Annotated in this window: 23 protein-coding genes and 2 tRNA genes; 16 read left to right on the forward strand and 9 right to left on the reverse strand. The window is 66.2% G+C overall.

What is annotated here, in order from left to right; genetic code table 11:
* Positions 1–3: 3 nt before the first annotated feature.
* The 4 genes from HNP02_RS19915 (at position 4) to HNP02_RS19930 (ending at position 3,786) form a co-directional block, all read left to right on the forward strand.
* A complete protein-coding gene (locus HNP02_RS19915) occupies positions 4–909 on the forward strand; it encodes a sugar phosphate isomerase/epimerase (RefSeq protein ID WP_184441617.1) in 906 nt (301 codons plus the stop codon).
* A 32-nt stretch (positions 910–941) separates the two neighbouring features.
* Entirely contained in the window at positions 942–1,973 is a 1,032-nt protein-coding gene (locus tag HNP02_RS19920; protein ID WP_184441619.1) for a Gfo/Idh/MocA family protein, read from the forward strand.
* A gap of 2 nt (positions 1,974–1,975) precedes the next feature.
* The gene (locus HNP02_RS19925; protein WP_184441621.1) at positions 1,976–2,851 is read left to right on the forward strand and encodes a sugar phosphate isomerase/epimerase; all 876 of its coding nucleotides are present in this window, start codon (positions 1,976–1,978) and stop codon (positions 2,849–2,851) included.
* An 86-nt stretch (positions 2,852–2,937) separates the two neighbouring features.
* Positions 2,938–3,786, forward strand: coding sequence for a sugar phosphate isomerase/epimerase family protein (locus tag HNP02_RS19930; RefSeq protein ID WP_309241634.1), 849 nt, complete (start codon positions 2,938–2,940; stop codon positions 3,784–3,786).
* A 24-nt stretch (positions 3,787–3,810) separates the two neighbouring features.
* On the opposite strand, the gene HNP02_RS19935 is transcribed toward HNP02_RS19930, so the two are convergent.
* Positions 3,811–4,242: a hypothetical protein gene (locus HNP02_RS19935; RefSeq protein WP_184441623.1), complete on the reverse strand. Its 432-nt coding sequence runs from the start codon at positions 4,240–4,242 to the stop codon at positions 3,811–3,813.
* A 591-nt stretch (positions 4,243–4,833) separates the two neighbouring features.
* On the opposite strand from HNP02_RS19935, the gene HNP02_RS19940 reads away from it, so the two are divergent.
* The gene (locus HNP02_RS19940) at positions 4,834–5,082 is read left to right on the forward strand and encodes a hypothetical protein (RefSeq protein ID WP_184441625.1); all 249 of its coding nucleotides are present in this window, start codon (positions 4,834–4,836) and stop codon (positions 5,080–5,082) included.
* Between the two features lie 443 nt (positions 5,083–5,525).
* On the opposite strand, the gene HNP02_RS19950 is transcribed toward HNP02_RS19940, so the two are convergent.
* The gene (locus HNP02_RS19950; RefSeq protein WP_184441629.1) at positions 5,526–7,700 is read right to left on the reverse strand and encodes a glutamine synthetase III; all 2,175 of its coding nucleotides are present in this window, start codon (positions 7,698–7,700) and stop codon (positions 5,526–5,528) included.
* 292 nt (positions 7,701–7,992) lie between these two features.
* Between HNP02_RS19950 and HNP02_RS19955 the strand changes: the two genes are divergently transcribed.
* The 6 genes from HNP02_RS19955 (at position 7,993) to HNP02_RS19980 (ending at position 15,787) form a co-directional block, all read left to right on the forward strand.
* A complete protein-coding gene (locus HNP02_RS19955; RefSeq protein WP_184441631.1) occupies positions 7,993–9,504 on the forward strand; it encodes a DUF222 domain-containing protein in 1,512 nt (503 codons plus the stop codon).
* A gap of 43 nt (positions 9,505–9,547) precedes the next feature.
* A complete protein-coding gene (locus tag HNP02_RS19960; RefSeq protein ID WP_184441633.1) occupies positions 9,548–11,872 on the forward strand; it encodes an FdhF/YdeP family oxidoreductase in 2,325 nt (774 codons plus the stop codon).
* Complete coding sequence (gene fdhD / locus HNP02_RS19965; protein ID WP_184441635.1) at positions 11,865–12,695, forward strand: formate dehydrogenase accessory sulfurtransferase FdhD; 831 nt, start codon at positions 11,865–11,867, stop codon at positions 12,693–12,695. The genes HNP02_RS19960 and fdhD overlap by 8 nt, the downstream gene beginning before the upstream one ends.
* Before the next feature lie 128 nt (positions 12,696–12,823).
* Positions 12,824–14,134 (forward strand): glycosyltransferase, encoded by a 1,311-nt coding sequence (locus HNP02_RS19970; RefSeq protein WP_184441637.1) that lies wholly within the window; start codon positions 12,824–12,826, stop codon positions 14,132–14,134.
* The gene (locus HNP02_RS19975) at positions 14,127–14,483 is read left to right on the forward strand and encodes a hypothetical protein (RefSeq protein WP_184441639.1); all 357 of its coding nucleotides are present in this window, start codon (positions 14,127–14,129) and stop codon (positions 14,481–14,483) included. The genes HNP02_RS19970 and HNP02_RS19975 overlap by 8 nt, the downstream gene beginning before the upstream one ends.
* A 2-nt stretch (positions 14,484–14,485) precedes the next feature.
* A complete protein-coding gene (locus tag HNP02_RS19980; RefSeq protein ID WP_184441641.1) occupies positions 14,486–15,787 on the forward strand; it encodes a nucleotide disphospho-sugar-binding domain-containing protein in 1,302 nt (433 codons plus the stop codon).
* Positions 15,788–15,914: 127 nt separating this feature from the next.
* Here HNP02_RS19980 and clpX read toward each other — a convergent pair whose 3' ends face one another.
* The 5 genes from clpX to HNP02_RS20005 form a co-directional block, all read right to left on the reverse strand.
* Positions 15,915–17,195, reverse strand: a complete 1,281-nt coding sequence (clpX, locus tag HNP02_RS19985; RefSeq protein ID WP_184441643.1) for an ATP-dependent Clp protease ATP-binding subunit ClpX — start codon at positions 17,193–17,195, stop codon at positions 15,915–15,917.
* Between the two features lie 269 nt (positions 17,196–17,464).
* Positions 17,465–18,112, reverse strand: a complete 648-nt coding sequence (locus HNP02_RS19990) for an ATP-dependent Clp protease proteolytic subunit (protein ID WP_184441645.1) — start codon at positions 18,110–18,112, stop codon at positions 17,465–17,467.
* Positions 18,109–18,711 (reverse strand): ATP-dependent Clp protease proteolytic subunit, encoded by a 603-nt coding sequence (locus HNP02_RS19995; RefSeq protein ID WP_184441778.1) that lies wholly within the window; start codon positions 18,709–18,711, stop codon positions 18,109–18,111. The genes HNP02_RS19990 and HNP02_RS19995 overlap by 4 nt, the downstream gene beginning before the upstream one ends.
* A 119-nt stretch (positions 18,712–18,830) precedes the next feature.
* Positions 18,831–20,255, reverse strand: a complete 1,425-nt coding sequence (gene tig / locus HNP02_RS20000) for a trigger factor (protein ID WP_184441646.1) — start codon at positions 20,253–20,255, stop codon at positions 18,831–18,833.
* A 42-nt stretch (positions 20,256–20,297) separates the two neighbouring features.
* A tRNA-Pro gene (locus HNP02_RS20005) sits at positions 20,298–20,371 on the reverse strand.
* 96 nt (positions 20,372–20,467) lie between these two features.
* Between HNP02_RS20005 and HNP02_RS20010 the strand changes: the two genes are divergently transcribed.
* Positions 20,468–20,538 (forward strand) — tRNA-Gly (locus HNP02_RS20010).
* Between the two features lie 66 nt (positions 20,539–20,604).
* Here HNP02_RS20010 and HNP02_RS20015 read toward each other — a convergent pair.
* On the reverse strand, positions 20,605–21,297 hold the full coding sequence (locus HNP02_RS20015) for a hypothetical protein (protein ID WP_184441648.1): 693 nt from the start codon (positions 21,295–21,297) through the stop codon (positions 20,605–20,607).
* A 183-nt stretch (positions 21,298–21,480) separates the two neighbouring features.
* Here HNP02_RS20015 and HNP02_RS20020 point away from each other — a divergent pair, with 183 nt between their 5' ends.
* The 4 genes from HNP02_RS20020 to HNP02_RS20035 all read left to right on the forward strand — a co-directional run bounded on the left by HNP02_RS20020 (position 21,481) and on the right by HNP02_RS20035 (position 25,051).
* The gene (locus tag HNP02_RS20020) at positions 21,481–23,049 is read left to right on the forward strand and encodes a hypothetical protein (protein WP_255506681.1); all 1,569 of its coding nucleotides are present in this window, start codon (positions 21,481–21,483) and stop codon (positions 23,047–23,049) included.
* Between the two features lie 73 nt (positions 23,050–23,122).
* Positions 23,123–23,989, forward strand: a complete 867-nt coding sequence (locus HNP02_RS20025) for a DUF1542 domain-containing protein (protein ID WP_184441650.1) — start codon at positions 23,123–23,125, stop codon at positions 23,987–23,989.
* 9 nt (positions 23,990–23,998) lie between these two features.
* Entirely contained in the window at positions 23,999–24,289 is a 291-nt protein-coding gene (locus tag HNP02_RS20030) for a DUF1330 domain-containing protein (RefSeq protein WP_184441652.1), read from the forward strand.
* A gap of 111 nt (positions 24,290–24,400) precedes the next feature.
* Positions 24,401–25,051 (forward strand): hypothetical protein, encoded by a 651-nt coding sequence (locus HNP02_RS20035; RefSeq protein WP_184441654.1) that lies wholly within the window; start codon positions 24,401–24,403, stop codon positions 25,049–25,051.
* Between the two features lie 9 nt (positions 25,052–25,060).
* Here HNP02_RS20035 and HNP02_RS20040 read toward each other — a convergent pair whose 3' ends face one another.
* Complete coding sequence (locus tag HNP02_RS20040) at positions 25,061–26,746, reverse strand: sodium:proton antiporter (RefSeq protein WP_184441656.1); 1,686 nt, start codon at positions 26,744–26,746, stop codon at positions 25,061–25,063.
* Positions 26,747–26,891: the final 145 nt, after the last annotated feature.

Here is a 26,891-nt window from a genome sequence, read left to right on the forward strand (position 1 = left end):
TACATGAGCACCATTCTCGTTGGCTCTGCCCCCGATTCGTGGGGCGTGTGGTTCCCCGACGATCCGGCACAGACCCCGTACACCCGGTTCCTCGACGAGGTCGCCGGCTCCGGCTACCAGTGGATCGAGCTCGGACCCTACGGCTACCTGCCCACCGACCCCAAGCAGCTGTCCCACGAGCTGGCCTCCCGCGGCCTGAAGCTATCCGCTGGAACGGTTTTCGAACACCTGCACCAAGACGACTCGTGGGATGCCGTCTGGAAGCAGATCGAGGACGTCGCGAAGCTGACGGCCGCGGTCGGCGGCAAGCACGTCGTCGTCATCCCGGAGATGTGGCGCGATCCCGCCACCGGCGCCGTGCTCGAGGACCGAACGCTCACCCCCGAGCAGTGGCTCAAGAAGACTCGGGGCATGAACGATCTCGGCAAGGCGATGTTCGAGAAGTACGGCGTGCGTGCGCAATACCACCCGCACGCCGACAGCCACGTCGACACCGAAGAGAACGTGTACCGCTTCCTCGACGGCACCGACGGCGAGTTCGTCAACCTCTGCCTGGACACCGGCCACATCAGCTACTGCGGCGGCGACAACATCGCCATCATCGAGCGGGCCCCCGAGCGGATCGGCTACCTGCACCTCAAACAGGTCGACCCGGAGGTTCGGGCGAAGGTCGAGGCCGAGGACCTGCCGTTCGGCGAGGCCGTCAAGCTTGGCGCCATGACCGAGCCACCGCGCGGAATCCCGGACATGCCACCGCTTCTGGCCGCCGTCGAGAAGCTCGGCATCGATGTGTTCGCGATCGTCGAGCAGGACATGTACCCGTGTGAGGTCGACGCTCCGCTCCCCATCGCCCAGCGCACCAGGAGCTATCTGGGGTCCTGCGGCGTTCCCTCCGTTCGATTCAGCTAGTCGGCCGCTCTATCTAGGGAGATTGAAAAGACATGTCGGATCTACGCATCGCCGTTCTCGGCGTCGGCGTCATGGGCGCCGATCACGTCGCCCGCATCGAGAGCAAGATCTCCGGCGCTCGCGTCACGGTGGTCAACGACTACATCGCCGAGAAGGCCGAGCAGATCGCCGCCAGCATCCCCGGCTGCCGCGCCATCGCCGACCCGCTCGACGCGATCGCCGACCCCGACGTCGACGCCGTCGTCCTCGCCACGCCCGGTCCCACCCACGAGAAGCAGCTACTGGCGTGCCTCGAGCACACCAAGCCCGTGATGTGCGAGAAGCCGCTCACCACCGACGTCGCGACCTCCCTCGAGATCGTCAAGCGCGAGGCCGAACTCTCCACCAGGCTGATCCAGGTCGGCTTCATGCGCCGATTCGACCACGAGTACGCCCAGCTGAAGGCACTGCTCGACGGAGGCGAGCTGGGCAACGCGCTGGTGCTGCACTGTGCGCACCGGAATCCCGCCGTACCACCACACTTCGACAGCGCGATGATGGTGCGGGATTCGCTAGTGCACGAGGTCGACGTCACCAGGTTCCTATTCGACGAGGAGATCGCCTCGATCCAGATCATCAAGCCCACTCCGAATCCGGCTGCACCGCACGGCCTCTCCGATCCGCAGATCGCGATCTTAAGGACAAGCACGGGCATCCACGTTGATGTGGAACTGTTCGTCACAACCGGGGTGGCCTACGAGGTGCGCACCGAGGTAGTCGCCGAGCGCGGCAGCGCGATGATCGGCCTCGACGTCGGCCTGGTGCGCACGGGCGCCCTCGGCACGCGCGGCGGCCAGATCACCCCTGGCTTCCGCGAACGGTTCGGCCAGGCCTACGACACCGAGTTCCAGCGCTGGGTCGACGCCGTGCACCGCGGCCGCTCGACAGGAGACTTCACCGACGGACCGAGCGCCTGGGACGGCTACGCGGCCACCGCCGTGTGCGAAGCCGGAGTCGAGTCATTGCAGAGCGGACTCCCGGTCGAGGTGAAGATGGTCGACCGCAGATCGATTCCGAGGGCGTGAGCATGAAGATCGCCCTTGACCCCACCCCGTTCCATCACGACCACGACCTGCTCGAATTTCCGCGCGTAGTCGCCGAATTGGGCTACCAGCATCTGCAGCTGACACCGCACCGGGACTTCATCCCGTTCTTCAACCATCCCCGCGCGGACGACGACCTGGTCGCCCGGTTCCGCAAGGCCTGCGCCGACGCCGGCGTGGGCATCGCCTCCGTGTTGCCGGTGCTGCGGTGGTCCGGGCCGGACGAGGACGCGCGCGAAGCCGCGGTGCGGAATTGGAAGCGCGTCATCCAGATCACCGTCGACCTCGGGGTGAACGTGATCAACACCGAGTTCTCCGGCCGCCCCGAGAGGGCCGAGGAATCCGAGCGAGCGTTCTTCCGCTCGATGGAGGAACTCGTGCCGATCTTCGAGCGCGAGGGCATCGACGTCCGAATCGATCCGCACCCCGACGACTTCGTCGAGGACGGTTTGGAAGCGGTGCGGATCATCCGCGGCATCAACTCGCCCAACCTTGGCATGGTGTTCGTCGCGTGCCACTCTTTTCACATGGGCGCCAACATGATCGACATCATGCGGGCGGCGGGCAACAAGCTTCGGCTGGTTCACGTCGCCGACACGATGGACCACCATCGCAGCCACGGGTTGCGGTACATCACCAACCCGCCGGGCAACCCGGTGCGGGTGCACCAGCACCTCAAGATCGGCGACGGCGACGTCGACTGGGACGAGTTCTTCGGCGGTCTGGCCGAGATCGGCTTCTACGACCGGCCGGACACCGTCATGGTGTCGTCGGTGTTCGCCGAGGACGAGAACGCCCACGAGGTGTCGCGCTACCAGCTGAAGACCATGACGGAGTACGTCACCAAGCACGGCAAGTAGGTGACACCTCCTCCGCGAGCGCGCGTGTTTGCACCCCGACACGCCGCTCGTGGACGTTACTTTGCGCGCGCTCGTGGAGGGCTGAAGTGACTGAACCGAGTCTCGTCGCCACGGCGTGGAGCAGCGCCGGCGCGGTCTCACCGATGGACTCACCGGCGGTCAGTCCGGTGCCCATCGCCAAGCGGATCGGCGCCATCGCCGATGCCGGCTTCTGCGGCTTCGGTCTGGTGGCCGATGACCTCCGAGTCATCCGCGACGACATCGGCTTCGAGGCGCTACGTGACCTGATCTCGGCGGCCGGGTTGGTGCACGTCGAGATCGAGCTGCTGGAGCGGTGGTGGATTCCGCGCGGGCAACCGGGAAACACCTACGACGTCCGCGGCCTTCTGTTCGAGGCCGCCGACGTGCTTGGGCCGTCGTTCATCAAGATCGGTTCGGAGAACGGCCCGCCGGTGTCGGATCCCTTGGCATTGGCAGAGCCGCTGCGGAAGCTCGCCGAACAGGCAGCAGCACACGGAACCCGGGTCGCCATCGAGACGATGCCCTTCTCGGCGATCGCGACGGTGCCCATGGGCGCCGAGATCGTCGCCGCGGCAGGACATCCGGCGGCAGGCTTGCTCGTCGACGCCTGGCACGTCTTTCGCGCCGATACCTCGTTGGAAGAACTGCGCGCGGCATTGTGGCCGGAGGTGATCTTCGGCGTCGAACTCGACGACGCGGCATCGGAGATCGTCGGAACGCTCTTCGAAGACACCGTCGACCGCCGGGTGCTCTGTGGTGAGGGCTGTTTCGACCTGACCGGACTGGTGGCGACGCTACGCGATCTCGGCTTCGACGGACCGTGGGGCGTCGAGGTCCTGTCGACGTCCTACCGGGCACTGCCGGTCGGCCACGCTCTCAAACTCGCCGCGGGGTCAGCGCTGACCGTGCTCTGACGCAAGGTCCGCTCGATACGTTCCTCAGCCTCCGGTGAGCCTGCTACGCAGGGCCGCGTCCGCCGGTCCAGCCGGGGCGTCGTCGACCGATCCGATGAAGACGACGGCGATCTCGAGGGGCTCGGCGGCGGCGACCGCACGCCAGGCGACCAGGTTGGGATGGCTTACGCCGGCCGCTGCCTCTGCAGGCGCCAGCTGAGCGATCGCGTCGTCCAATTGAGCTGGAGTCACCGTGAACTCACGGGTGCCCGAGGCGTGACCGACGCACTCGGCCAGGATGACCGCGGGCAGCCCATGAGTTCCACTTGGCTGGTTGACGTGGGGGAAGTGCCAACCGTCGTCACCGCGATAGCCCACCGCGTACGCGACCGGTGCCTGCCACCCCGGGATGCGCTCGGCACGCGCCCGCGCGATCTCACGAAGCCCGGTCAGTGTCGCCCAATCCGCGTCAGCCATGCCAACGATTGTGCGCTCACCCAGTCCGCCGCGAGCCCGCGCATCCGTGGGTGATTCGACGGCGTGTCGGGGTACAAACACGCGGGCTCGCGGGGAGCTCGCTCGCGAGGGAAGGAAGACTCAGAGGATGTACAACAACCGCCTTCCGCGCGTTTTGTGTCGTTGGTCGGGTTGGGACCGGCTGTAGAAACTCGGCCTGAACAGCACGTTCCCGGTAGTGCCCAAATCTGCCCAACGGGACCAACTGCGGACCAGCGGCAACGAATGAGACCGGCGTGGCGAACCAGCCCCACGCCTTCGCCGATACCGTGCGGCCATGGACCCTGCTGCGCGTTTGCGAGAGGTTGGCCTCGTCATGGGAACGACGCACGAATGAAACGTTCGAGTTGGCCCTGACCGTCATCGACGGGGAAATCGCGACCATCACAATGCGAACCGACGAGAGTAACTGTCTCTGCGCTTTGCACGATCCGTCCTAGCGACGGGCATCGAGGGACGGTCCCCGGCATCCCCCTTGACCTGCGGCGTTATACTGATTATGGCGCTTGGCCGTTCCCTAATAGACGGTGTTAGGCGGTGGAGGGAGGGCAAATGACGGATCCCGAAACCCCCGAGGATCTGGTCCCCGAGGACCTCGCGATGCTCGCTGAACACCATTTTCCCCATGAATCTAAGTATGCGGACAGCGACCTTTCGTTCGGCGGCGTCTTCCGTGCGCTGGCGGGCATGAACGAGCGCGAGAAGGAAGAGTTCCTCCTCCTCTACGCCCCCAGGAAGGTGCGCAAGACGATCAAGGAACGTCGGAAGGCGCGTGAGCAAGCTCAGAAGCAGGGCGGCTAGTCCTGTCGCTCCACGTTGCTCCAGCGTGCAGCCCCAAGTACGGCAGCGAGCGCACCGTATACGTGCCTGACGGTGTGGTGCAGATGCTTTCCGAGCACGTGCGCCTGCACGTCCCCGGCAACGACCCAGATCGGTGGATGTTCACGGACAGCCGAGGCGTGCCGCTGCATCAGAATTCAGCCGGGTACCAGAGGAACAGAACTCGCGCCAATGCCAAGGTGAGCCACACGCTTCACGACCTTCGGCACTTCTACGCCAGCGGGTTGATTGCGGCTGGTTGTGACGTGTTGAGGCTCCGCATTGCTGACCCTCAACACGTACAGCCACTTGTGGCCGAAGGCCAAGGACAGGACGCGGAGCGCTGCGGCCCAGATGCTGACCGAAGCACTTACTGCGGATCGAGTGCGGACCGGAGCGCAGTAAGTGCCTGGTGACCTCGGTGCTCAAAGGATGTACAACATCTCCTGGTACGTCGGGAGCGGCCACAGGTCGTCGGCCACTACGCCTTCCAGCGTGTCGGCCGCGGCACGGACCGCCTCCATCGCGGGCAGCAGGCTCTGCGCGTGGGACGCCTCGTCCATGGCGCTGACGGCCGAGTGGTCCTCCAACCCCTTCTTCAGGTCGGCGAGCGAACTCACCAGATCTGCGATGGGCGCCGAAACATCCTCCAGCAGAGTGGTACTCGGCTCCATGCCTGCCGCCTTGAGCGTTGCGACGTTCTGGGCGACCTCGGTCTGATAGCGCATGGCCGCAGGCAGGATCACCGTGGATCCCAACTCGAGGGACAGCTTCGCCTCCACGTGAATGGTCAGGGCGTACTGCTCGAGCCCGACCTCGTAGCGGCTGTGCATCTCGCGATCGTTGAAGACCTTGTACTTGTCGAACAGGGCCAGTGACTCCGGCTTGATCAGCTCGGGCAGCGCGTCGAGCGTGGTCTTCAGGTTCGGCAACCCGCGTTCGGCCGCCTCGATCTGCCAGTTGTCGGAGTATCCATCGCCGTTGAACACCACCGCGCCGTGCTCGGTGATGATCTCGGTGAGCAACGTCTGCACCGCCATGTCGAAGTCCTCGCCGTCGGCGACGGCCTTCTCCAACACGGTGGCCATGTAGTCGAGCGAATCGGCCATGATCGTGTTGATCATCACCATCGGCACCGCGACGGTCTGACCCGAACCCGGCGCGCGGAACTCGAAGCGGTTGCCGGTGAACGCGAACGGGCTGGTGCGGTTGCGGTCGCCTGGATCGGTGGGCAGGTGCGGCAGCGTGTCCACACCGATGATCATGGTGCCCTTGCCCTTCGACGACGTCGCCGCACCCTTGGCGATCTGCTCGAACACGTCGGCAAGCTGGTCGCCGAGGAAGATCGAGATGATCGCGGGCGGGGCCTCGTTGGCGCCGAGGCGGTGGTCGTTTGTCGCAGAGGCGACCGAAACGCGCAGCAGGCCCGAGTACTTGTGCACGGCGCGGATCACGGCCGCGCAGAACACCAGGAACTGTGCGTTCTCGTGCGGGGTGTCCCCCGGCACCAGCAGGCTGCCCAGCTCGGCGTTGCCCAGCGAGAAGTTCACGTGCTTGCCGGAACCGTTGACACCGGCGAACGGCTTCTCGTGGAACAGGCACTCCATGCCGTGCTTCTTGGCGATGGTCTTGAAGGTCGTCATCAGCAGCTGCTGGTGGTCGGACGCGATGTTGGCCCGCTCGAACATCGGGGCGATCTCGAACTGGCCCGGTGCGACCTCGTTGTGCCGCGTCTTGGCAGGGATGCCGAGTTTGAACAGCTCGCGCTCGGTGTCCATCATGAAGCCCAGCACCCGCTCCGGCACGGCGCCGAAGTAGTGGTCGTCGAACTCCTGGCCCTTGGGCGGCTTGGCGCCGAACAACGTGCGGCCCGCATTGATCAGATCGGGCCTGGCCAGGAAGAAGTGCCTGTCGACCAGGAAGTACTCCTGCTCGGGTCCGCAGAACGACACCACCTTCTCACCGTTGGTGTGCCCGAACAGCGCCAGGATGCGTTCGGCATGCGCACCCATCGCCTGCTGGCTGCGCAGCAACGGTGTCTTGTGGTCCAGTGCCTCGCCGGTCATCGAGACGAACACCGTCGGGATGCACAGCGTGTTGCCGTTCGGATTCTCCAGGATGTAGGCCGGGCTGGTCACGTCCCAGCCGGTGTAACCGCGGGCCTCGAAGGTGTTGCGCAGCCCGCCGGACGGGAAGCTGGACGCGTCGGGCTCGCCCTGGATCAGGACCTTGCCGGCGAATTCTGCCAGGGTGGCGCCGTCGGAGACCGGCTCGAGGAAGCTGTCGTGCTTCTCGGCGGTCAGACCCGTCAGCGGGTAGAAGACGTGCGCGTAGTGCGTCGCACCCTTCTCCAGTGCCCAGTCCTTCATCACCGCGGCCACCGCGTCGGCGATCGCCGGGTCCAGCTTGGCGCCCTTGTCGATGGTGCCAAGCACGGACTTGTAGACCGACTTCGGCAGCCGCAACTGCATCTCGGCCTTGGTGAAGACGTTCGAACCGAAGATCTCGCCGGGCGCTTCGGCGGGGTCGAAGCTGATCGCCGGAGGCACGTAGGCCTCAACGTTGTTGATCGCTTGCAGACGGACTGCGTTTCCGCTCAATGGAGTTCCTATCGCCGCATGCGTCCGCAACCGTTTCGCGGACCTAGACCGGCCAACATTAGGAGCGTTGAGTTCCGGGACTGTTACGCGCACGTCACCGCCAGAATGCGTGTCCCGGCAAACAAGTCGCGTCGCTCAACCCCGGTCGTTCACCGCGATGGCCAAAACCACTTCGAGAACGAATGGCGGCCGCGATCTGAAAGCAGAATTCGGATTGGCCAGCTTCACTCTAATCCGTTGTGTCACTTTGGTTTCAGGAGTCACAGAGTGGCCCGAAAATGTCAGTGGTCGAATGTATGTTCGAATCATGAAGTCAGGGGCAATCGAGGCGATGGCCGCGTTGCGTGCCGCGTACGACGCCTTCGCCGACTGCCCTGTCGAAACCCTGACACGCTGCGAGCTACTCGAGCTCTACGGCGAATACGAGGCGCTGACCTGTGCGCTGCCAACCCAGTCGCATCGGATGCTGGCCCGTCTGCAAGTCGAAACCACCGCCGGGGAGCTGGGCGCCAAGTCGTGGAACGAGGCGCTGCGAATTCTGTGGCGGCTGTCGACTGCCGAAGCCGGTCGCCGGCTGGCCGAGGCCGCCGACCTCGGCTCGCAGTGCACGTTGACCGGTGTTTCGCTCGATCCGGTGCTACCCGCGGTCGCGGCCGCCCAGGCCGCAGCGGCGGTCAACGGTGACCACGTGAAGGTGCTGCGCGAAACGATGAAGAAGATCCCACCCTGGGTGGACACCGTGACCCGTGCACAGATCGAGGTCGACCTGGTCCGTGTCGCAGTGCGAGTCGGACCCAAGGAGCTCAAGGAGACCGCCGCACTACGCCTGTTCCTGCTGGATCAGGACGGCCCCGAACCCGACGATGAGGAACGGCAACGCACCCGCGGACTCTCCACGGGCAAGCAACTGCCCAACGGCAACGTCCCCATCCAGGGCGAGATGTCACCCGAGGCGTGGGCTGTGTGGGAGGTCATCTTCGCCAAGTACGCCGCGCCCGGCATGTGCAATCCCGCCGACGACGAACCCTGCACCGCGGGCACTCCCAGCCAAGCCCAGATCGACGCCGACCACCGCACCCCGGCCCAGCGTCGGCACGACGCGATGCTGGTGATCGGGAGAATCGCGTTGATGACCGACCTCGGCGACCTCAACGGCCTGCCCGTTTCGATCATCATCCGCACCACACTCCAAGACCTGGAGAGCAGAGCAGGGATTGGCGTCACCGGCGGGGGCACCATCATGCCGATCGAGGACGTCATTCGCATCGGTGGGCACGCCAATCACCACCTCGCGGTGTTCGATGGCGCGACGGGCTCCGCGCTCAATCACTTCCGCGCCAAACGGGTAGCCACCCCCGCGCAGCGCATCATGCTGATCGCCCGTGACGGGGGATGCACCAAGCCGTGTTGCACCGTCGGCGCGTACGGCAGCCAGGTCCATCACGCCGTGCGTGATTGGGCCGAGGACGGCAACACCAACGTCGACGAGATGGCATTGGCATGCGGGCCGGACAACCGTGTCGCCACCGACCGGGGGTACTGCACCAGTATCAACGCCCGCGGTGAGTGCGAATGGGCACCACCCGCGCGCCTTGACAACGGTCAAGCCAGGGTCAATTACTTCCACCGCCCCGAAGCATTGCTCAGGCCGCTCGACGACGAACCACGACCGAAGCCCAAGAACGACATCGACCACGTGGAGACCCGTCGGCCCGGCCAGGACGGCCGCTTCGACGCGTCGGCCAATGATGACAATGATGACAATGGCGACGCCGTCGGCGGCAAGGGAGTGCGCGGACCCTAGCCCGAGTTCGCGGGAACCTTGGATCGCGACCTAATCTGTATACATGCCCACGCGCCTCCGCCCCGACCAGGACAACGACGCCTCGTACGACGAGCACGCGGCAGAAATCACCGGGCCCGAGCACGAGGCCGCGGGCGTCAAGGCCGTGATGGTGTCCCTGCACCGCGGTTTGGAGCAGATGGGCCCGGTGCGCACGGCGGCAACGTTGGCGCGGCTGAACCAGCGGCATGGATTCGACTGCCCGGGGTGTGCATGGCCCGAGGAGCCGGGCGGCCGCAAACTGGCCGAGTTTTGCGAGAACGGCGCCAAGGCCGTCGCGGAGGAGGCCACCAAGCGCCGGGTCACCCCGGAGTTCTTCGCGCGGCACTCGGTGGCCGAGCTCGCCGGCAAGCCCGAGTACTGGCTGTCGCAACAGGGCCGGTTGACCCATCCCATGCTGCTGGCGCCGGGCGACACGCACTATCGGCCCGTCGAGTGGGACGAGGCCTACCGGCTCATCGCCGACGAGCTACAGAGTCTGGACAGCCCGGACGATGCGTTGTTCTACACCTCGGGCCGCACCAGCAACGAGGCCGCGTTCCTGTACCAGCTGTTGGTCCGCAGCTACGGCACCAACAACCTGCCGGACTGCTCCAACATGTGCCACGAGTCGTCGGGGACGGCGTTGACGGAGTCGATCGGCATCGGCAAGGGCTCGGTCACGGTCGAGGACATCGTGGACGCCGACTGCATCCTGATCGCCGGGCAGAACCCTGGCACCAACCATCCGCGGATGCTGTCGGTGCTGGAGAAGGCGAAGGCGCGCGGCGCGAAGATCATCGCGGTCAACCCGTTGCCCGAGGCCGGTCTGATGCGGTTCAAGGATCCGCAGAAGGTCAAGGGGGTCGTGGCACACGGCGTCGCGATCGCCGACGAGTTCGTCCAGATCCGTCTCGGCGGCGACATGGCATTGTTCGCGGGCCTGGGCCGGTTGCTGTTCGAGGCCGAGGACCGCAACCCGGGTTCGGTGCTCGACCGTGCCTTCATCGCCGACCACTGCGCCGGTTTCGACGAGTACGAGAAGCAGACCCGCGCAGTCGATCTGGACACCGTGGTGGAGGCGACCGGCATCGACCGCGAGCAGCTCGATCGCGTGGCGGGGATGCTGATCTCCTCGCAGCGGACGGTGTTCTGCTGGGCGATGGGGCTGACCCAGCACCGGCACGCGGTGGCCACCATCGGCGAGGCCACCAACCTGCTGCTGATGCGCGGCATGATCGGCAAGCCGGGCGCTGGCGTGTGCCCTGTGCGCGGGCACTCGAACGTGCAGGGCGACCGGACGATGGGCATCTGGGAGCAGATGCCCGAGGAGTTCCTTGCCGCGCTCGACACGCGGTTCGGCATCACCAGTCCGCGCACCCACGGGCACGACGTCGTGAACGGAATCCGGGCGATGCGCGACGGGCACGCCCGCGTATTCATCGGCATGGGCGGCAACTTCGTCTCGGCCACCCCCGACACCGAGGTCACCGAGGCCGCGCTGCGCAGTTGTGCTCTGACGGTGCAGATCTCGACCAAACTCAACCGCAGTCACGTCGTGCACGGGCGGACCGCACTGATCCTGCCGACCCTGGGCCGCACCGACCGCGACATTCAGGCCGCAGGCAAGCAGCTGGTCTCGGTCGAGGACTCGATGTCCATGGTGCACCTGTCGCGGGGCAGCCTGACGCCGCCAAGCGAGCACCTGCGCAGCGAGGTCGCCATCGTGTGCCAGATGGCCAGAACCCTTCTGGGACCGGAGCATCCGGTGCCGTGGGAGCAGTTCTCGGGCTCCTACGACCTGATCCGTGACGCCATCGCCGACGTGGTCGACGGCTGTGAGGACTACAACACCCGGGTGCGGCAACCCGACGGGTTCCAGCTCCCACACCCGCCGCGGGACTCGCGGGAATTCCAAACTGCAACGGGCAAGGCCAATTTCGCGATCTACCCGCTGGAGTGGGTTGAGGTGCCACCGGGACGGTTGGTGCTGCAGACGCTACGCAGCCACGACCAGTACAACACCACCATCTACGGCCTCGACGATCGCTATCGCGGCGTGAAGGGCGGCCGACGGGTGGTCTTCGTCAACCCGGTCGACATCGCCTCGCTCGGGCTCGTCGACGGCGCCCGCGTCGACCTAATCTCCGAGTTCCCCGACGGGACGGGAGGCATCGAGGAGCGCCGCACCAAGGACTTCCTCGTCGTGCCGTACCCGACGCCCGTCGGCAACGCGGCGTCCTACTACCCCGAGACCAATCCGTTGATCCCACTGGATCACACTGCCGCCAAGTCGAATACGCCGGTGTCGAAGGCGATCGTGATCAGGCTGGAAGCAGCCCGTGGGTAGGGTCACGGCGCGGCGGCGGGCGAGCCATCTCACCGCCGACACGATCACCACCCGACCGGAGACTCTCGTCGTGGAGGAGCCGTTGGAGCTGCGGATCAACGGTGCCGCGATCACCGTCACGATGCGCACGCCGGGCTCCGACGTCGAACTGGCGCAAGGGTTCCTGCTTACCGAGGGCGTCGTCGGCCAGCGCGATGACATCGCAAGAGTCGAATACTGCCGGGGCGCAGGACCCGATGGAGCCAACACCTACAACGTCCTCGACGTCACCCTGGCCGATGACGTCCCGACACCTGGTCTCGATGTCACCCGCAACTTCTACACCACGTCGTCGTGCGGCGTGTGCGGCAAGGGTTCGATCGACGCCGTCCGAACGATCAGCCGACACTCCCCCGGCGACGACCCGACCGTGGTTGCCTCCGAAACGCTCTCGGCGATGCCCGATCAACTCCGCAGCGCGCAGCGCGTGTTCGCCAGCACCGGCGGGCTGCACGGTGCCGCCCTGTTCGACGCCGACGGCACCATGCTCGTCGTGCGGGAGGACATCGGGCGGCACAACGCGGTCGACAAGGTGATCGGCTGGGCGGTCGAGCATGGGCGGATACCGCTGTCCGGGACCGTGCTCCTGGTCAGCGGGCGTGCGTCCTTCGAACTCACCCAGAAGGCCATCATGGCCGGTATCCCTGTGCTCGCCGCAGTGTCGGCACCGTCCTCGCTGGCCGTCGACCTGGCCAGCCAGGCAGGGCTCACCCTGGTGGCGTTCCTGCGGGGCGAATCGATGAACGTCTACACCCGCCCCGACCGGGTCAAGCACGCCGGCTAGCCTGCCGGAAACGCTCCTACCTGCAATCTCCACCCGATCTCCACACAACCTCCAAGCTGGACCACCCCGTGGTCGCGAAGTATCGAACTCGTCGATACACGCGCTAGACCATCGAGGGAGACATCGTCGTGGCGGAGATCCTGTTCGCAGCCAGTCCACCCATCGGGCACGTCGCCCCGCTTCTCAGCGTGGCCCGAGGCTTGGTGAATCGTGGCGACGACGTCACGTTCCTGACGTCGGCCCGACATGCCGACAAGATCCGCGCCATCGGCGCGATTCCGCACCCGCTGCCGTACGGCGCCGACTACGACGACTCGTCGTTGGACGCCGACCTGCCCGGCCGCGCCGAGACGTCCGGCGTCGCGCGGGTCAACTTCGACGTGAAGCACATCTTCATCCGACCGCTTCCGCACCAGGCGGCAGCGCTCGAGGAGGTGATGGCCGCACACCACTTCGATGCCATCGTCGCCGACGCGTTCTTCCTCGGCATCCTGCCGATGTTGCTGGGCAAGAGCACGTCTCGCCCACCGATCCTGGCCTACTCCACGACCCCGCTGTTCTTGACCAGCCGGGACACCGCACCGGGCGGCCCCGGCCTCCTGCCGGGCACAGGGGTGTTCGGCCGCTTGCGCAACCGCGCGCTGAACGTCGTCACCCAGAAGGTCACGCTGCGCTCCTCGCATCAAGCCGCCGACACCATGCTGGCGACGCTCGATTTGCCGAAACTGCCTGTGTTCGTGCTGGATTCGGGCATCCTCACCGACCGGTTGATCGCCCCCACGATCCCCGAGTTCGAGTACCACCGCAGCGACCTACCCGATCACGTGCGGTTCGTCGGCGCGGTCCTTCCCCCACCCGCCGATGACTTCGTCGCACCGCGGTGGTGGAGCGAGTTGTCCGCCGACCGGCCCGTCGTGCACGTCACGCAGGGCACCATCGACAACGCCGACCTGACCAGGCTGATCGAGCCGACCATCGAGGCACTGGCCAACGAGGACGTCACGGTGGTGGTCACCACCGGCGGGCGCCCGATCTCCCAACTGCGAAGTCCGTTGCCGCCGAACACATTCGTCGCCGAGTTCATCCCGCACGACATTCTCCTTCCGTTGGTCGACGTCATGGTCACCAACGGCGGGTACGGCGCCGTCCAGAGGGCGCTCACCACGGGTGTGCCGCTGGTGGTCGCTGGCAACACCGAGGACAAGCCGGAGGTCGCCGCACGGGTGGAGTACTTCGGCGCAGGCGTGAACCTGCGCACGGGCGTACCCACCGCGGCCGAAGTGCGCCGGGCCGTGCGCTCGGTATTGAACGACGGCACCTACCGGCAGTCCGCCTTGCGCCTGCAGACGGCCTACGCCCGTCGTGACGGTGTCAACGCGATCGCCGCTCTGGTCGACGAGGCCATCGCCGAACGACGAATGGAAGCCCAGCATGTCTGAGGATTTGACCCTGCCCATCATCGCTGCGGGAGTCCTGCTGTGGTACTTGGTGTGTGCACTGCGCCAGTGGCGCACCGAGAGGCGGTCGATCGAGCCCAAGCCCACCCTCGTGTGGCGCGAAGCGAGGGTCGGCGGCTGGTCGGACTGGTACGAGCTGACCGACGTCAGTCCGTCTGCCGACTACGACGGCGCGCTGTCCGCCGTGCGGGCGAACGCACGTCCAGATGCGACGGCCGTGCAGTTCGCCACCGTGGTTCGGCCCGCCGACGCGCCTGCCTACACCCTGCGTGTGTTGTTCATGTCAGCAGTGCAGCAACGGCACGAAACCGTCTTGGCGGTGGTGAAGTAACCGTGGCAAAGATTCTCATTGCAGCGCTGTCCCCCGTCGGACACATCAGCCCGTTGCTCGCCGTCGCGCAGGACCTGGTGGCCCGCGGTGACAACGTCACCGTGATGACGGGTGCCGCCCACAGCGACGTCGTCCACGCCACCGGCGCTCAGCCACATCCGCTGCCCGCGAACGCCGACTTCGACGATTCGGCGTTCGACACGGAGGATCGCGGGAAGATGACGCCCATCAAGGCGCTCAACCGCGGCATCATCCAGCTGTTCCTGAACCCGATGCCGCACCAGGCCGCCGAGTTGGCCGCGGCGATGGCCCGAACCCGCTTCGACGCGATCATCGTCGACTTCGGCTTCTTCGGGATCATCCCGTTTCTGCTCGGCGACCCGGCGAAGCGGCCACCGGTGCTGTACTACACCCCGACGCCGCTGATGTTGTCGAGCCGCGACACCGCACCCAGCGGTATGGGCCTACTTCCCGGCATCGGCCGGTGGGGGCGGCTGCGCAACCGTGCGCTGAACCTGTTGGTGCACAACGTGATCCTTCGGGAGGCGCACCGGGCAGGCAACGCGATGCTGGCCGCGCTCGGGACCCGCCGGCTTCCGGTGTTCCTGCTCGACGTCGGTGTGCTGGCTGACCGCTACATCGTGCCGACGGTGCCGAGCTTCGAGTACCCGCGCAGCGACCTGGCACCCAACGTCAGGTTCGTCGGTGCGGTGCATCCGCAGTCGGCACGCGGCTACGTGCCGCCACGCTGGTGGAAGCGGCTCGACGACGACCGCCCGGTCGTCCACGTCACCCAGGGCACCATCGGTCACGGCGACCTGTCCCGCCTCATCGAGCCGACCATCGAGGCCCTCGCCGACGAGGACGTCACCCTCGTCGTGACGACGGGCGGCCGCGACGTCGCCGACATCAAGGTGGCGTTGCCCTCGAATACTCACGTCGCCGAATACATTCCGTACGACGTCCTGATGCCCAAGGTGAACGTGATGGTCACCAACGGCGGGTACGGCGCAGTGCAGCGCGCGGTATCGACGGGTGTGCCCCTGGTCGTGGCGGGCAGCACCGAGGACAAGCCGGAGGTCGCGGCGCGGGTGGCATGGGCGGGGGTGGGGATCAACCTCAAGACGGGCACGCCCTCGCCGTCGATGATCCGCTGCGCGGTGCGCGAGATCCTCGACGATGGGCCCTACCTGCATCGTGCACGTGAGTTCGAGGCGGCGTTCGCCCAGCGGGACGGCATCGCCGAGATCGCCGCGCTCGTCGCCGAGGTGATTCGGGAACGACGTCCCGCGGGCAGACGATGAGCTGCTCGGACCCGTTCTGTCGTCCGCCCGAGCCGGTCGGAGCAACGAACGCCCCAGTGACGGCAGCTTTGACGGCACTAAGGGCCGTGAATCGCGACGATTCACAGCCCTCAGTGCAATCGAAAAGCTAGGCGCTCTTGTCGCGGCGCTCGGTGCGCGTGGGCTTGCGCGGCACGATCGTCGGCAGCACGTTGTCCTCGACGGTCTCCTTGGTCACGACGACCTTGGCGACGTCGTCGCGGCTGGGGATGTCGTACATCACCGGCAGCAGGACTTCTTCCATGATGGCGCGCAGACCGCGAGCACCGGTGCCGCGGTGGATGGCCTGATCGGCGATGGCCTCGAGCGCGTCTTCGGTGAACTCCAGCTCGACGCCATCCATCTCGAACAAGCGGTTGTACTGCTTGACCAAGGCGTTCTTGGGCTGCGAGAGGATCGTGACCAACGATTCCTTGTCGAGGTTGGTCACCGAGGCGACAACCGGCAGGCGGCCGATGAACTCCGGGATCAAGCCGAACTTGATCAGATCCTCGGGCATGACCTCGGCGAAGTGGTCCTGGGTGTCGATCTCGGCCTTGGAGCGGACCTCGGCACCGAAGCCAAGGCCACGCTTCCCGACGCGGTCGGACACGATCTTCTCAAGGCCCGCGAACGCACCCGCCACGATGAACAGCACGTTCGTGGTGTCGATCTGGATGAACTCCTGGTGCGGATGCTTGCGCCCGCCCTGCGGCGGCACCGACGCCTGCGTGCCCTCCAGGATCTTCAGCAGTGCCTGCTGCACGCCCTCACCGGACACGTCGCGGGTGATCGACGGGTTCTCGCTCTTGCGGGCGATCTTGTCGACCTCGTCGATGTAGATGATGCCGGTCTCGGCGCGCTTGACGTCGTAGTCGGCCGCCTGGATCAGCTTGAGCAGGATGTTCTCGACGTCCTCACCGACGTAACCGGCCTCGGTCAGGGCGGTGGCGTCGGCGATGGCGAACGGCACGTTGAGCATCTTGGCCAGCGTCTGCGCCAGATAGGTCTTGCCGCAGCCGGTGGGGCCCAGCATCAGGATGTTGGACTTGGCCAGTTCGACGGGCTCGGCGCGCGAGTCGCGCGTCTTCTCCTGGGCCTGAATACGCTTGTAGTGGTTGTAGACCGCAACGGCCAGTGTCCGCTTGGCGGTGTCCTGACCGATGACGTAGCCCTCGAGGAACTCGCGGATCTCCGCAGGCTTGGGGAGTTCATCCAGCTTGACGTCATCGGCGTCAGCCAGCTCTTCCTCGATGATCTCGTTGCACAGATCGATGCACTCGTCGCAGATGTACACGCCGGGTCCCGCGATGAGCTTCTTGACCTGCTTTTGGCTCTTGCCACAGAACGAGCACTTCAGCAGGTCGCCGCCATCTCCAATGCGTGCCATGTCCCTGCGGGCCTACTTTCCTGTTAGCCGTCGGTGAGGGTCGCTCCGGGGGTCACCTCTGGTGTATTTCCCGACGCTACCCGCTTGCTCCGGCGCCATGCGACCGATAAAGCCGAATCGCGTCGGTGATATTTGCCTGCGTTGGAGGAGAACATATCTCCTGCCGTCCCCCGCAGCCCGTCGGAACGCGCCACCGTGTTGTTGGCGTGTCGCCGTCGTTACCGCTTCGAGAGACCCGGCGTCCAACGTACCCGGCGTCCAGAGGGCTATCAGGCGTTCTGGACGGAGAGCTTGCGGTACTCCAAGACCGTGTCGATGATCCCGTACTCCTTGGCGTCGGCAGCCGTGAGGATCTTGTCGCGGTCGGTGTCCTTGCGAATCTGTGCCGGCGTCTTGCCGGTGTGATTGGCCAGCGTCACTTCCATCAGGGTGCGCATCCGCTCGATCTCTGCAGCCTGGATCTCCAGATCCGAGAACTGGCCCTGGATGACGCCGCCGAGCGACGGCTGGTGGATCAGCACGCGCGCGTTCGGGAGGGCAAGGCGCTTGCCAGGGCTGCCTGCGGCCAGCAGCACCGCTGCGGCGGACGCCGCCTGACCGAGGCAGACCGTCTGGATGTCGGCGCGCACGTACTGCATGGTGTCGTAGATCGCCATCAGCGAGGTGAACGAGCCACCAGGCGAGTTGATGTACATGGTGATGTCGCGATCGGGGTCAAGCGACTCAAGCACCAGCAGCTGCGCCATGATGTCGTTCGCCGAGGCGTCGTCCACCTGTACGCCGAGGAAGATGATGCGCTCCTCGAACAGCTTGTTGTACGGGTTGGATTCCTTCATGCCGAAGCTGCTGTGCTCGATGAACGACGGCAGGATGTAGCGGGCCTGCGGCTGCAAGCGGGGGTCGGTGTGATCGGTCATTTGTCTAGTCCTGCCGTCGGTCCCGAACCGTTCAGGTTGGCACTGGTGATGATGTGGTCGACGAAGCCGTACTCCAACGCCTCGGGAGCCGTGAACCAGCGGTCGCGGTCCGAGTCGGTCTCGATGCGCTCAAGCGTCTGGCCGGTGAACTCGGCGTTGAGCCGGAACATCTCCTTCTTGATGACCGCGAACTGCTCGGCCTGGATGGCGATGTCCGCGGCGCTACCGGTCACACCGCCCAGCGGCTGGTGCATCAGGATGCGCGCGTGAGGCAGCGCGTAGCGCTTGCCCTTGGTACCCGCGGCGAGCAGGAATTCACCCATCGACGCGGCCATGCCCATCGCGTACGTCGCGACATCGCACGGCGCCAGCACCATGGTGTCGTAGATCGCCATGCCTGCGCTGATCGAGCCGCCAGGCGAGTTGATGTAGAGGTTGATGTCCTTGGTCGGGTCCTCCGCCGACAGCAGCAGGATCTGCGCGCACAGCCGATTGGCGATGTCGTCGTCGACCTGCGAGCCGAGGAAGATGATGCGTTCGGAGAGCAACCGCTCATAGACGGAGTCGACGAGGTTGAGCCCGGACGATGCGCCACGCATGTCAGTCACGACTGGATCCCTGCTTTCTTCGAGTATTCGTACTCGCCATTCATGTTCACCGACACTAACGAACGCACGGCGCCGGGGAGTCCCCGGCGCGTGCACGTTCGCTCACAGCGTCACTTGTCGTCGTCGGCACCCTCGGCGTCGCTGACGTCAGACCCTGCTGCAGTATCGTCCTCGGCGCCAGCCGCGAGAGCTTCTTCTGCGCCCTCCGCTGCGGCGGGCGGGCCGAAGAACTCATCGGTGTCGACGTCGTTGCCGTCGGAATCCTTGACCGTCGCGCCGTGCACGACGGCGGCGATGGTCAGGCCACGCCGCACGTCGGCGAACATCGCGGGCAGCTGGTTGTTCTGCTGGAGCACCTGCAGCAGCTGCTGCGGCTCGATCCCGTACTGCCGCGACATCAGCACCAGCCGCTCGGTGAGGTCGTTCTGCCCGACCTGAACCTCGAGGTGGTCGGCGACGGCATCCATGAGGAGCTGGGTCTTGACGGCCTTCTCCGCGTTGCTGCGGTTGTCGGCGTCGAACTCCTCGCGGGTGCCGCCTTCCTTCTCCAACGCCTCGACGAACGCCGCCTCGTCGTGGTCGAGACCGTGGATCGCGTTGTGCAACGTGTCGTCGACCTGCGCCTGCACGATGGCCTCCGGCAACGGAACCTCGACCTCGTCGAGCAGCGTCTCCAAGGCCTTGTCACGGATCTGTTCGGCCTGATTGATCCGCTTCACCCGCTTCACCTGCTCGACGAGGCTCTCCTTGAGCTCGGCGATGGTGTCGAATTCACTTGCCAGCTGGGCGAATTCGTCGTCGGGCTCGGGCAGCTCGCGCTCCTTGACCGACTTGACGGTGACGGTGACCTGAGCTTCCTGGCCGGCGTGCTCACCCGCGACCAGCGTGGTGGTGAACTCCGTGCTCTCGTCTACCTTCAGACCCGTGATGGCGTCGTCGAGACCCTCGATGAGCTGACCGGAGCCGACCTCGTGGGAGAGTCCCTCGGTCTTGGCCTCCGGCACGTCCTCACCGTCGGCGGTGGCCGAAAGGTCGATCGAGACGAAGTCGCCGTCCTGCGCCGCGCGCTCGACACCGGTCAGCGTGCCGAACCGGGCCCGGAGGTTCTCCAGTTCGGTGTCGACCTCGTCGTCCGTGACCTCGATCGGGTCGACGGTGATGGTCAGCGCCGCCAGGTCGGGCAGCGCGATCTCGGGCCGGATGTCGACCTCCGCGGTGAAGACCAGGTCCTCGCCGTACTCCTTCTTGGTGATGTCGATCTCCGGCTGCCCGATGGGCTGCACGTCGGAGCTGGCCACTGCCTCGCTGTAGCGACCGGGCACGGCCTCGCCGACGACCTGGTCGAGCATGGCCTGCTTGTCGATGCGCGACTCCAGCAGCTTCACCGGCACCTTGCCGGGCCGGAACCCTGGCATGCGGATCTGCTTGGCCATCTCCTTGAACGCCTGGTCGAAGTCCGGTTGGAGCTCCGAGAAGGGCACCTCCACGTTGATGCGAACCCGGGTCGGGCTCAACTTCTCGACGGTGCTCTTCACGTTTGTTGCTCCTTGCATGTGTGTACTGAATATCGGTCCATGTCGGGGTGACAGGATTTGAACCTGCGGCCTTCCGCTCCCAAAGCGGATGCGCTACCAAGCTGCGCTACACCCCGTCCCTCGTTGCGGTCGAGATACTACGGGCTCAGCGCGCGACGCATTCAATTGGATTTGCTTACGTCGGCGCCGGTACAGTCTTCGATGCAGTGCACGCGGGCGTAGCTCAATGGTAGAGCCCTAGTCTTCCAAACTAGCTACGCGGGTTCGATTCCCGTCGCCCGCTCCGCCAGGGGGCCTGCGCGGACGGTGCCGAACGTGGATTCGGCACCCCGCCCAGGACCGCTTTCGGCTACTTGACGAACACTTCCCTGCCGGTGGGGTACCCGCCCCCGGTAGTGGTGACGTGCACGTGGTCGTAGTGGCCGTATCCACCACTCTGTTGCCCGCCGCCTGGCGTGTAGTAAATGCCCCGCCAAATTGCGTCTTGCATGCCAAACCGGTCCGCGTTCTTCAGGACGTACGCGACGATCTCGTTTCCGAGGGCGATGCCCTGGGCGGAACTCGGGTTGGGAATGATCACGTCGAGCGCCAGACCGTCGGGATGCCATCTCAGCGCATCCGGCCGGACACCACCGATCTCGTGGATCTCCGGGAACGCCGCGCTAATGGCGCGAGAAGCCAGGATGGTGTCTACCTGCAGTCCCCGCTCCGGTGCGAGCCCGGCCGGCAACAACTGAGGGACGGGCACGACCCGCCATCGGGAGGCCCTCGATGCCGAAACCGTCTCTCCGCCATCGGAACTCGCTACCAACTGGACATCGGACGGTGGCGACGACGAGAGCGGGCTCTCGGGTGCCGTCACGATCTCCATGCAGCACGCCGCAACGGGGTGGGCACCTGACTGAGCATCGACGGCCGCGCGATCAGCGGCCAGCGAATAGCCGGCGCCACCGACTGCGAGGAGTAGCGCGGTCGGGACCACCCACGCAACCAAGATCAGCGGCGATTTGCGTCGCTTCCTGGCTAATAGGTGTCGACCCACAGCAGGCAACCTAGTTATCAAATCGTTATCTGTACAGCTAAGAACCAAATCCTTACTGAACCCTGGCTGGTCACTTATGGGGCCAGTGGGAATAGTGTGACTGGTGTTGCGTCGACGCGTCGAACATCGCGAATCCGTACGCTCCGCGAACGAGAACCCTCAAACTCGGGGGCGACACACGATATGCACGTCACGGGGGGCGACATCGCAACGGCCGAGCAGTCCGAAGGTGCAGACGCGTCAGCCTGGGCTGACGACCGACCAACGGGCACGGTCCGGACCGCCGTCGTGATCGTCCACGGCATGGGCGAGCAACGGCCGATGGAGACACTCGATGGCTTCGTCAAGACCGCTCTGCACCCGCTCAGCGCCTTCTACGACACCGAGCGAACGTGGGATTACTACTACTCACGCCCCGCCGAGATCACCGACTCCTACGAAGCCCGCCGCTATATCTCACGGCCACTGACCGACAAGTCGTCGCCCGAGCCCAAACAGGGCCAAGCCGAGATCTACGAATACCACTGGTCCTACCTCATGACCGGCAACAAGTTCGCCGACCTGGGACCGACGACGCTGCGACTGTTCCTTCGCAGGCCCGGTAACGTCCCCGCTCCCCTGCTCGGGATCTGGCGAATCGTGTGGATCGCGCTCCTGGCGATCCCCGTGGCCTTGGTCGCCCTGTTGGTCGGCGGGCATCTGCTCAACAAGGACGTTCCCTGGTGGATCCTCGGGACCGTCAGCAGTGCGATCGTGCTGCTCTTCTGGCTCGGCATCCTCCGCATTCTGATCAAGGCGGTGGTGAAGAGCATCACCGCTTCGTTCGTGGACGTCGCCCGATACCTCGACACCGCGCCGAACTCCTACGCGGCGCGGCGAGCGATCCGGGGAGGTCTCGTCGACCTCTTGCACGCCCTGCACGACGAAGGTCGGTACTCACGCATCGTGATCGTGGCGCACAGCCTCGGCGCCTACATCGCCTATGACGCACTGATCTCGTTCTGGGCCCAGGTTCACCAACTACACGCAGAGCAGCCGGACGACGACACGCCAGTGCCGATCAAGCTGGCGTCCCTTCGCGACCTCGAGAAGGCCGCAGACAAGGTCATCGCCAACAAGGACGACGCTGCGGCGTTAGACGCATTCCAGGACCTGCAGTTCACGCTGTGGCAGGATCTGCGACGGCAGGGAAACCCTTGGCGGATCACTGATTTCGTTTCAGTCGGTACACCCATGGCCCTGGCCGACATACTCGTCACCCGCCCGAAGCTCTTCAGCGGATTGACGAAGGCGGACCCAGCGCGCCGACGCGAACTGTTCGACGGGCTGGTACGTCGCGGCGCACTGGTCCGATGCCCGCCACGCACGGAGACCTTGCCCGTCGAGGGCGACAAGCAACCCAAGGCGAACTACGGATACAAGGGCGACGGCATCCGGCAGGTGCTCGGTTCGCAATCGCCCTTCGCGGTCACGCGGTGGACGAACCTGTGGTTCCCCGTCGACCGCGGGGGCCTCAAGGGCGACTGGTTTGGCGGCCCACTGAGGTCGCTGTTCGGCCCTGGCATCCGCGACATCGACGTGCAGGGCAACAAGCCCGCACGGTTCAAGCGCGGAACCGCACACACCGAGTACTTCAAGCACCCCGACGAGGGCGGTGACGGTGACGCGGCCGGGCACATCCGCAACGCACTGGCGTTGCAGACCCACGCCGTCCTCGAGGACCTGTTGGCTGCGCCACCCCCCGCCGACTGAGCGGACGGGCTGCCCAGTCCTCGTCATGTTCGCGTCCGGATTGACCGACTTTCCTGTAGGTACGCTGGACGCCATGAACAGCTTCTTGCTGGTGCTCATCATCGTCGTCGTCGCCGCCATCGGGTTCGCGGTGTACTCCACCTCCAAGGCGTCGGGCAACCGCAACGCGGCGTCGCTGGCCGACGCGAAGGCCGACGCGCGTCGCCTGATCGAACGGCTCGGCGGCCAGGTGATCAACCTGACAGGCACCGACGACGCCTCCAAGCAGGCGCTGGCCGACGCGTCGGAGCGCTACACCGCGGCGGGCTCGCAGATCGACCAGGCCACCACGGCCAAGCAGGCGCTGCTCGCCAAGGAGAGCGCGATGGAGGGGCTGTACTACGTCCGCGCCGCCCGCGTCGCCATGGGCATGGATCCCGGGCCGGAACTCGAATCACTGAGCGGGCAGAAGACCGCGGGCACCGTGACCGAGGATCGTCGAATTCAATTCGAGGGCCGCGACATCGAGGCGTCACCCGGTCCGTCCGAGCGCACACCGAACTACTACCCCGGCGGCCGCGTCGCCGGTCGGCCCGTCCCCGCGGGCTGGTACTCCGAGCCGTGGTGGAAGCCGGCCCTGGTGGCCGGTGCCTGGGGTATCGGCTCGGCGTTGCTGTTCAGCTCGTTGTTCTCCGGCATGGGCGGCGTCGGCTATGACGCACAGGGTTTCGAGAACGGTTACGGCGACGGCTTCCAGGACGGGCTCGACCAGGGTCAGCTCGATGGCGGCGGCCAGGACGGCGGCGGCCAGGACGGCGGCAACTGGGGTGACGGCGGCGCTGGCGCCGACGGCAGCGGCTGGGGCGGTGACAGCGGCGGCGGCTGGGGCGGCGACAGCTGGGGTGGTGGAGGCGACTTCGGTGGCGGTGATTTCGGCGGCGGGGACTTCGGCGGGTTCTGACCGTCGGCCATGGCCGCCTTCGTCATCTCCGAGGTAGAGATCCTCGACGAGACAGTCGCAGACCAGTACCGGGCACTGGCCGCCGCTTCGATCGACGAGCACGGCGGCCGCTACCTGGTGCGAGGCGCCGCACCCGACGCGGTCGAGGGCAAGGTATCTCCACGACGGCGCCTTGTGGTGGTCGAGTTCCCCGACATGGACGTCGCCCGGCGGTGGTACGCCTCGGACTCCTACGCCGAGGCGCTGGCCCTTCGGGACCGAGCGCTAACGCGGCGGCTGCTGTTCGTCGAGGGCGTATAGCGAACGTCTTCGAAATTGGGGCGGCAAAAACTGTCGCTCTTGGGGTTGGTCATCGCTCCTAGTTGGTGACAGCGGCTCACCGGGGCTGCGACCGACCGCATGGAGACCATGATGACCACGAGCTACGTCTCACCGAACCACCACCCGCACGTCGATCACGACGCTCAAACCGTCCACCGCCCGCAGATGACGTTCGTCCCCCAGATCGGCCCGGTACCCCCTCCGGCCAGTTCACCGTCGTCGACGTGGAAGGCGGGATGGGTCATGAGCGGCCTGGCAGCCTTTGTCGCCGTCGCGTCACTGGCCGTGGTGGGCGGGGCCGCGTTCAGCGCATTGACCCAGTCCGACCCGGGCCCGGCGGCATCGGTGTCAAGTCCGGCCGCACCACCCAGCGGCGTCGCCGTCGTGGCTCCCGCCCCGCTCTCGCCGGCGCCCGTCGTCACCGCGAACCCCGCTATGCCCGCCCCGGTCGCCGGTGTCCCGCGTATCGTCGTCGTCCCCGTCCCTGTCCCGGCACCCGCTCCCGCAGCCCAAGCCGACGCGATCGTCACCCCACCGGAGCCGAGCACGCCGCCGAAGCCGCCGTTGGGCATCGGCACCTGTGATCTCGTCGCCTGCGACCCGAAGCCTGCTCCCCCGCCGCCTGGCATCCCCAAGTGCGGCGACCTCGTTGCCTGTGACCCGGCTCCACCGCAGAACCCCAACCCACTGCCCAAGTGCGGCGACCTCGTGGCCTGCACGCCGATTCCGTCGCGCCCCTGAAGGCAGCGTCTACAGCCGGCTGTCCAGCCTGGCCGACACCCCGGCCTCCTGTAAGTCGAGGCGCTCCAACATGGCTCGCGCCGCCTCGTCCTCGATGCGACCGTCGTCGCGTTCGGCGATCAGCGCGGCCCGCTGCGCCGCAAGCACGTCGCGGTACAGCGCCGCGAACACCTCGGCGCGCGGCGTGTGCGCCTCCGGGTCGGGCATCTCGTCGGCATCCTGCGAGTGCCGCGCGATGGTGTTGCGGATCTCGGTGAGAACGCGCGGATCGAGCCCCTCCGGCGGGTTGGCCCGGAACTCGGTCAACACCTCGTCGGCGGCGTCGTGCACGACGCGTTCCGCCTGCAGCGTCTGCTCCCGTTCATAACCGCTGTCGTCCGTCGACAGGCGCAGGCGACGGATCAGCAGTGGCAGCGTCCAGCCCTGGATCAGGAGCGTGCCGACGCTGACGACGAAGGCGATGGCCTGGATCGTCGCCCGCTCCGGGAACGGCTCGCCGTCCACCGTCATCACCGGGATCGCGGCGGCAGCGGCGAGTGTGACGACGCCGCGCATCCCGGTCCACGACACCACGACGTTCTCCTGCCAGGTCAGCGACCGGCGGTCGATTAGCGCTCGCCACTTCCCCGGCGGTTTGCCTCGGCGACGGGTGCCCAGCGCGCCGCGGCCACCGCTGGCGGGCGTCGGCACGCTGAGCCTGCTCTCGACCTGCCGCGAGAGTTCGCTGCGGCCGAACATGACGAGCACCGACAGCGGTCGGATCAGCATCACGATCGCCAGCACGATCAACGCCGCAACGCCGACCTCGGCCAAGGATTCGTGCGCCGCTCGCAAGTCCTCCAGCACGAACCGAAGATGTAAACCGATGTAGGCGAACACGAACGCCTCCAACAGCACGTCCATCGAGTTCCACACGTACCGCTCCTGCAGCCGGGTCTGGTAGCCGGCGCCCAGCGTCCCGCTGCCGACCACGAAACCCGCGACCACGACCGCGAGTACGCCCGACGCATGCAACTCCTCGGCGGCGATGTAAGCGCCGAACGGCACCAGCAGTCCCTGCACCGTCTCCAGGCCGGGATTGGCCAGGCGCTTGCGGATCCACAGCGTCACCAAACCCAGTGCGGCACCAACCAACGGTCCGACGACGGCGCTGTAACCGAACAGCAGGACGGGATTCTCGATGAAGGTGTGACTGCCTGCCACCTGTGCCACCGCGATCGAGAACAGCGTCAGCGCGGCCGCGTCGTTGATGAGGCTCTCCCCGGTGAGGATCGCCATCACCTTCCTTGGCAGCCCGAGCTTGCGGCCCACCGCGACGGCGGTGACTGCGTCGGGCGGAGCGACGATCGCGCCGAGGACCAATGCCGTGCCAAAAGTCAACGGCACCACCACGAGCCACGACGACACCGCCGCCACGGTGAACGCCGTGACCACGACGAGGCCCACGCCCAGGCCAAGGATCGGCCTGATGTTGCGCAGGAAGGTCGGGAAGGAGAAATCCAGCGCGGCGGAGTACAGCAGCGGAGGCAACACCACCGTCAGCAGGATGTGTGAGTCGAGTTCGGGAGCTTCGAATCCTGGGATGAACGACGCCGCGCTGCCGATGACGACGATGATCAGCGCCGGTTCCAGGCCACGTCGGTGCGCGATGGCGGTGACGACGATGGCCCCAACGACGACCAGGATGAGTTCCACTCCGAAATTGTCCCGTCATTGACCGGCTAATCGGGGTCGATGGATCGGCGTTTCGGGCGGAATGGTTCATCGTCGGGATGGTGGTTTGGTGATTCTGCGGAGTTGTTCTTCGTGGCGTTTGACGCCTTCGGCGAGGGCTTCGACG

This window comes from Mycobacterium sp. AZCC_0083 (assembly GCF_014202335.1).
Lineage (GTDB): Bacteria > Actinomycetota > Actinomycetes > Mycobacteriales > Mycobacteriaceae > Mycobacterium.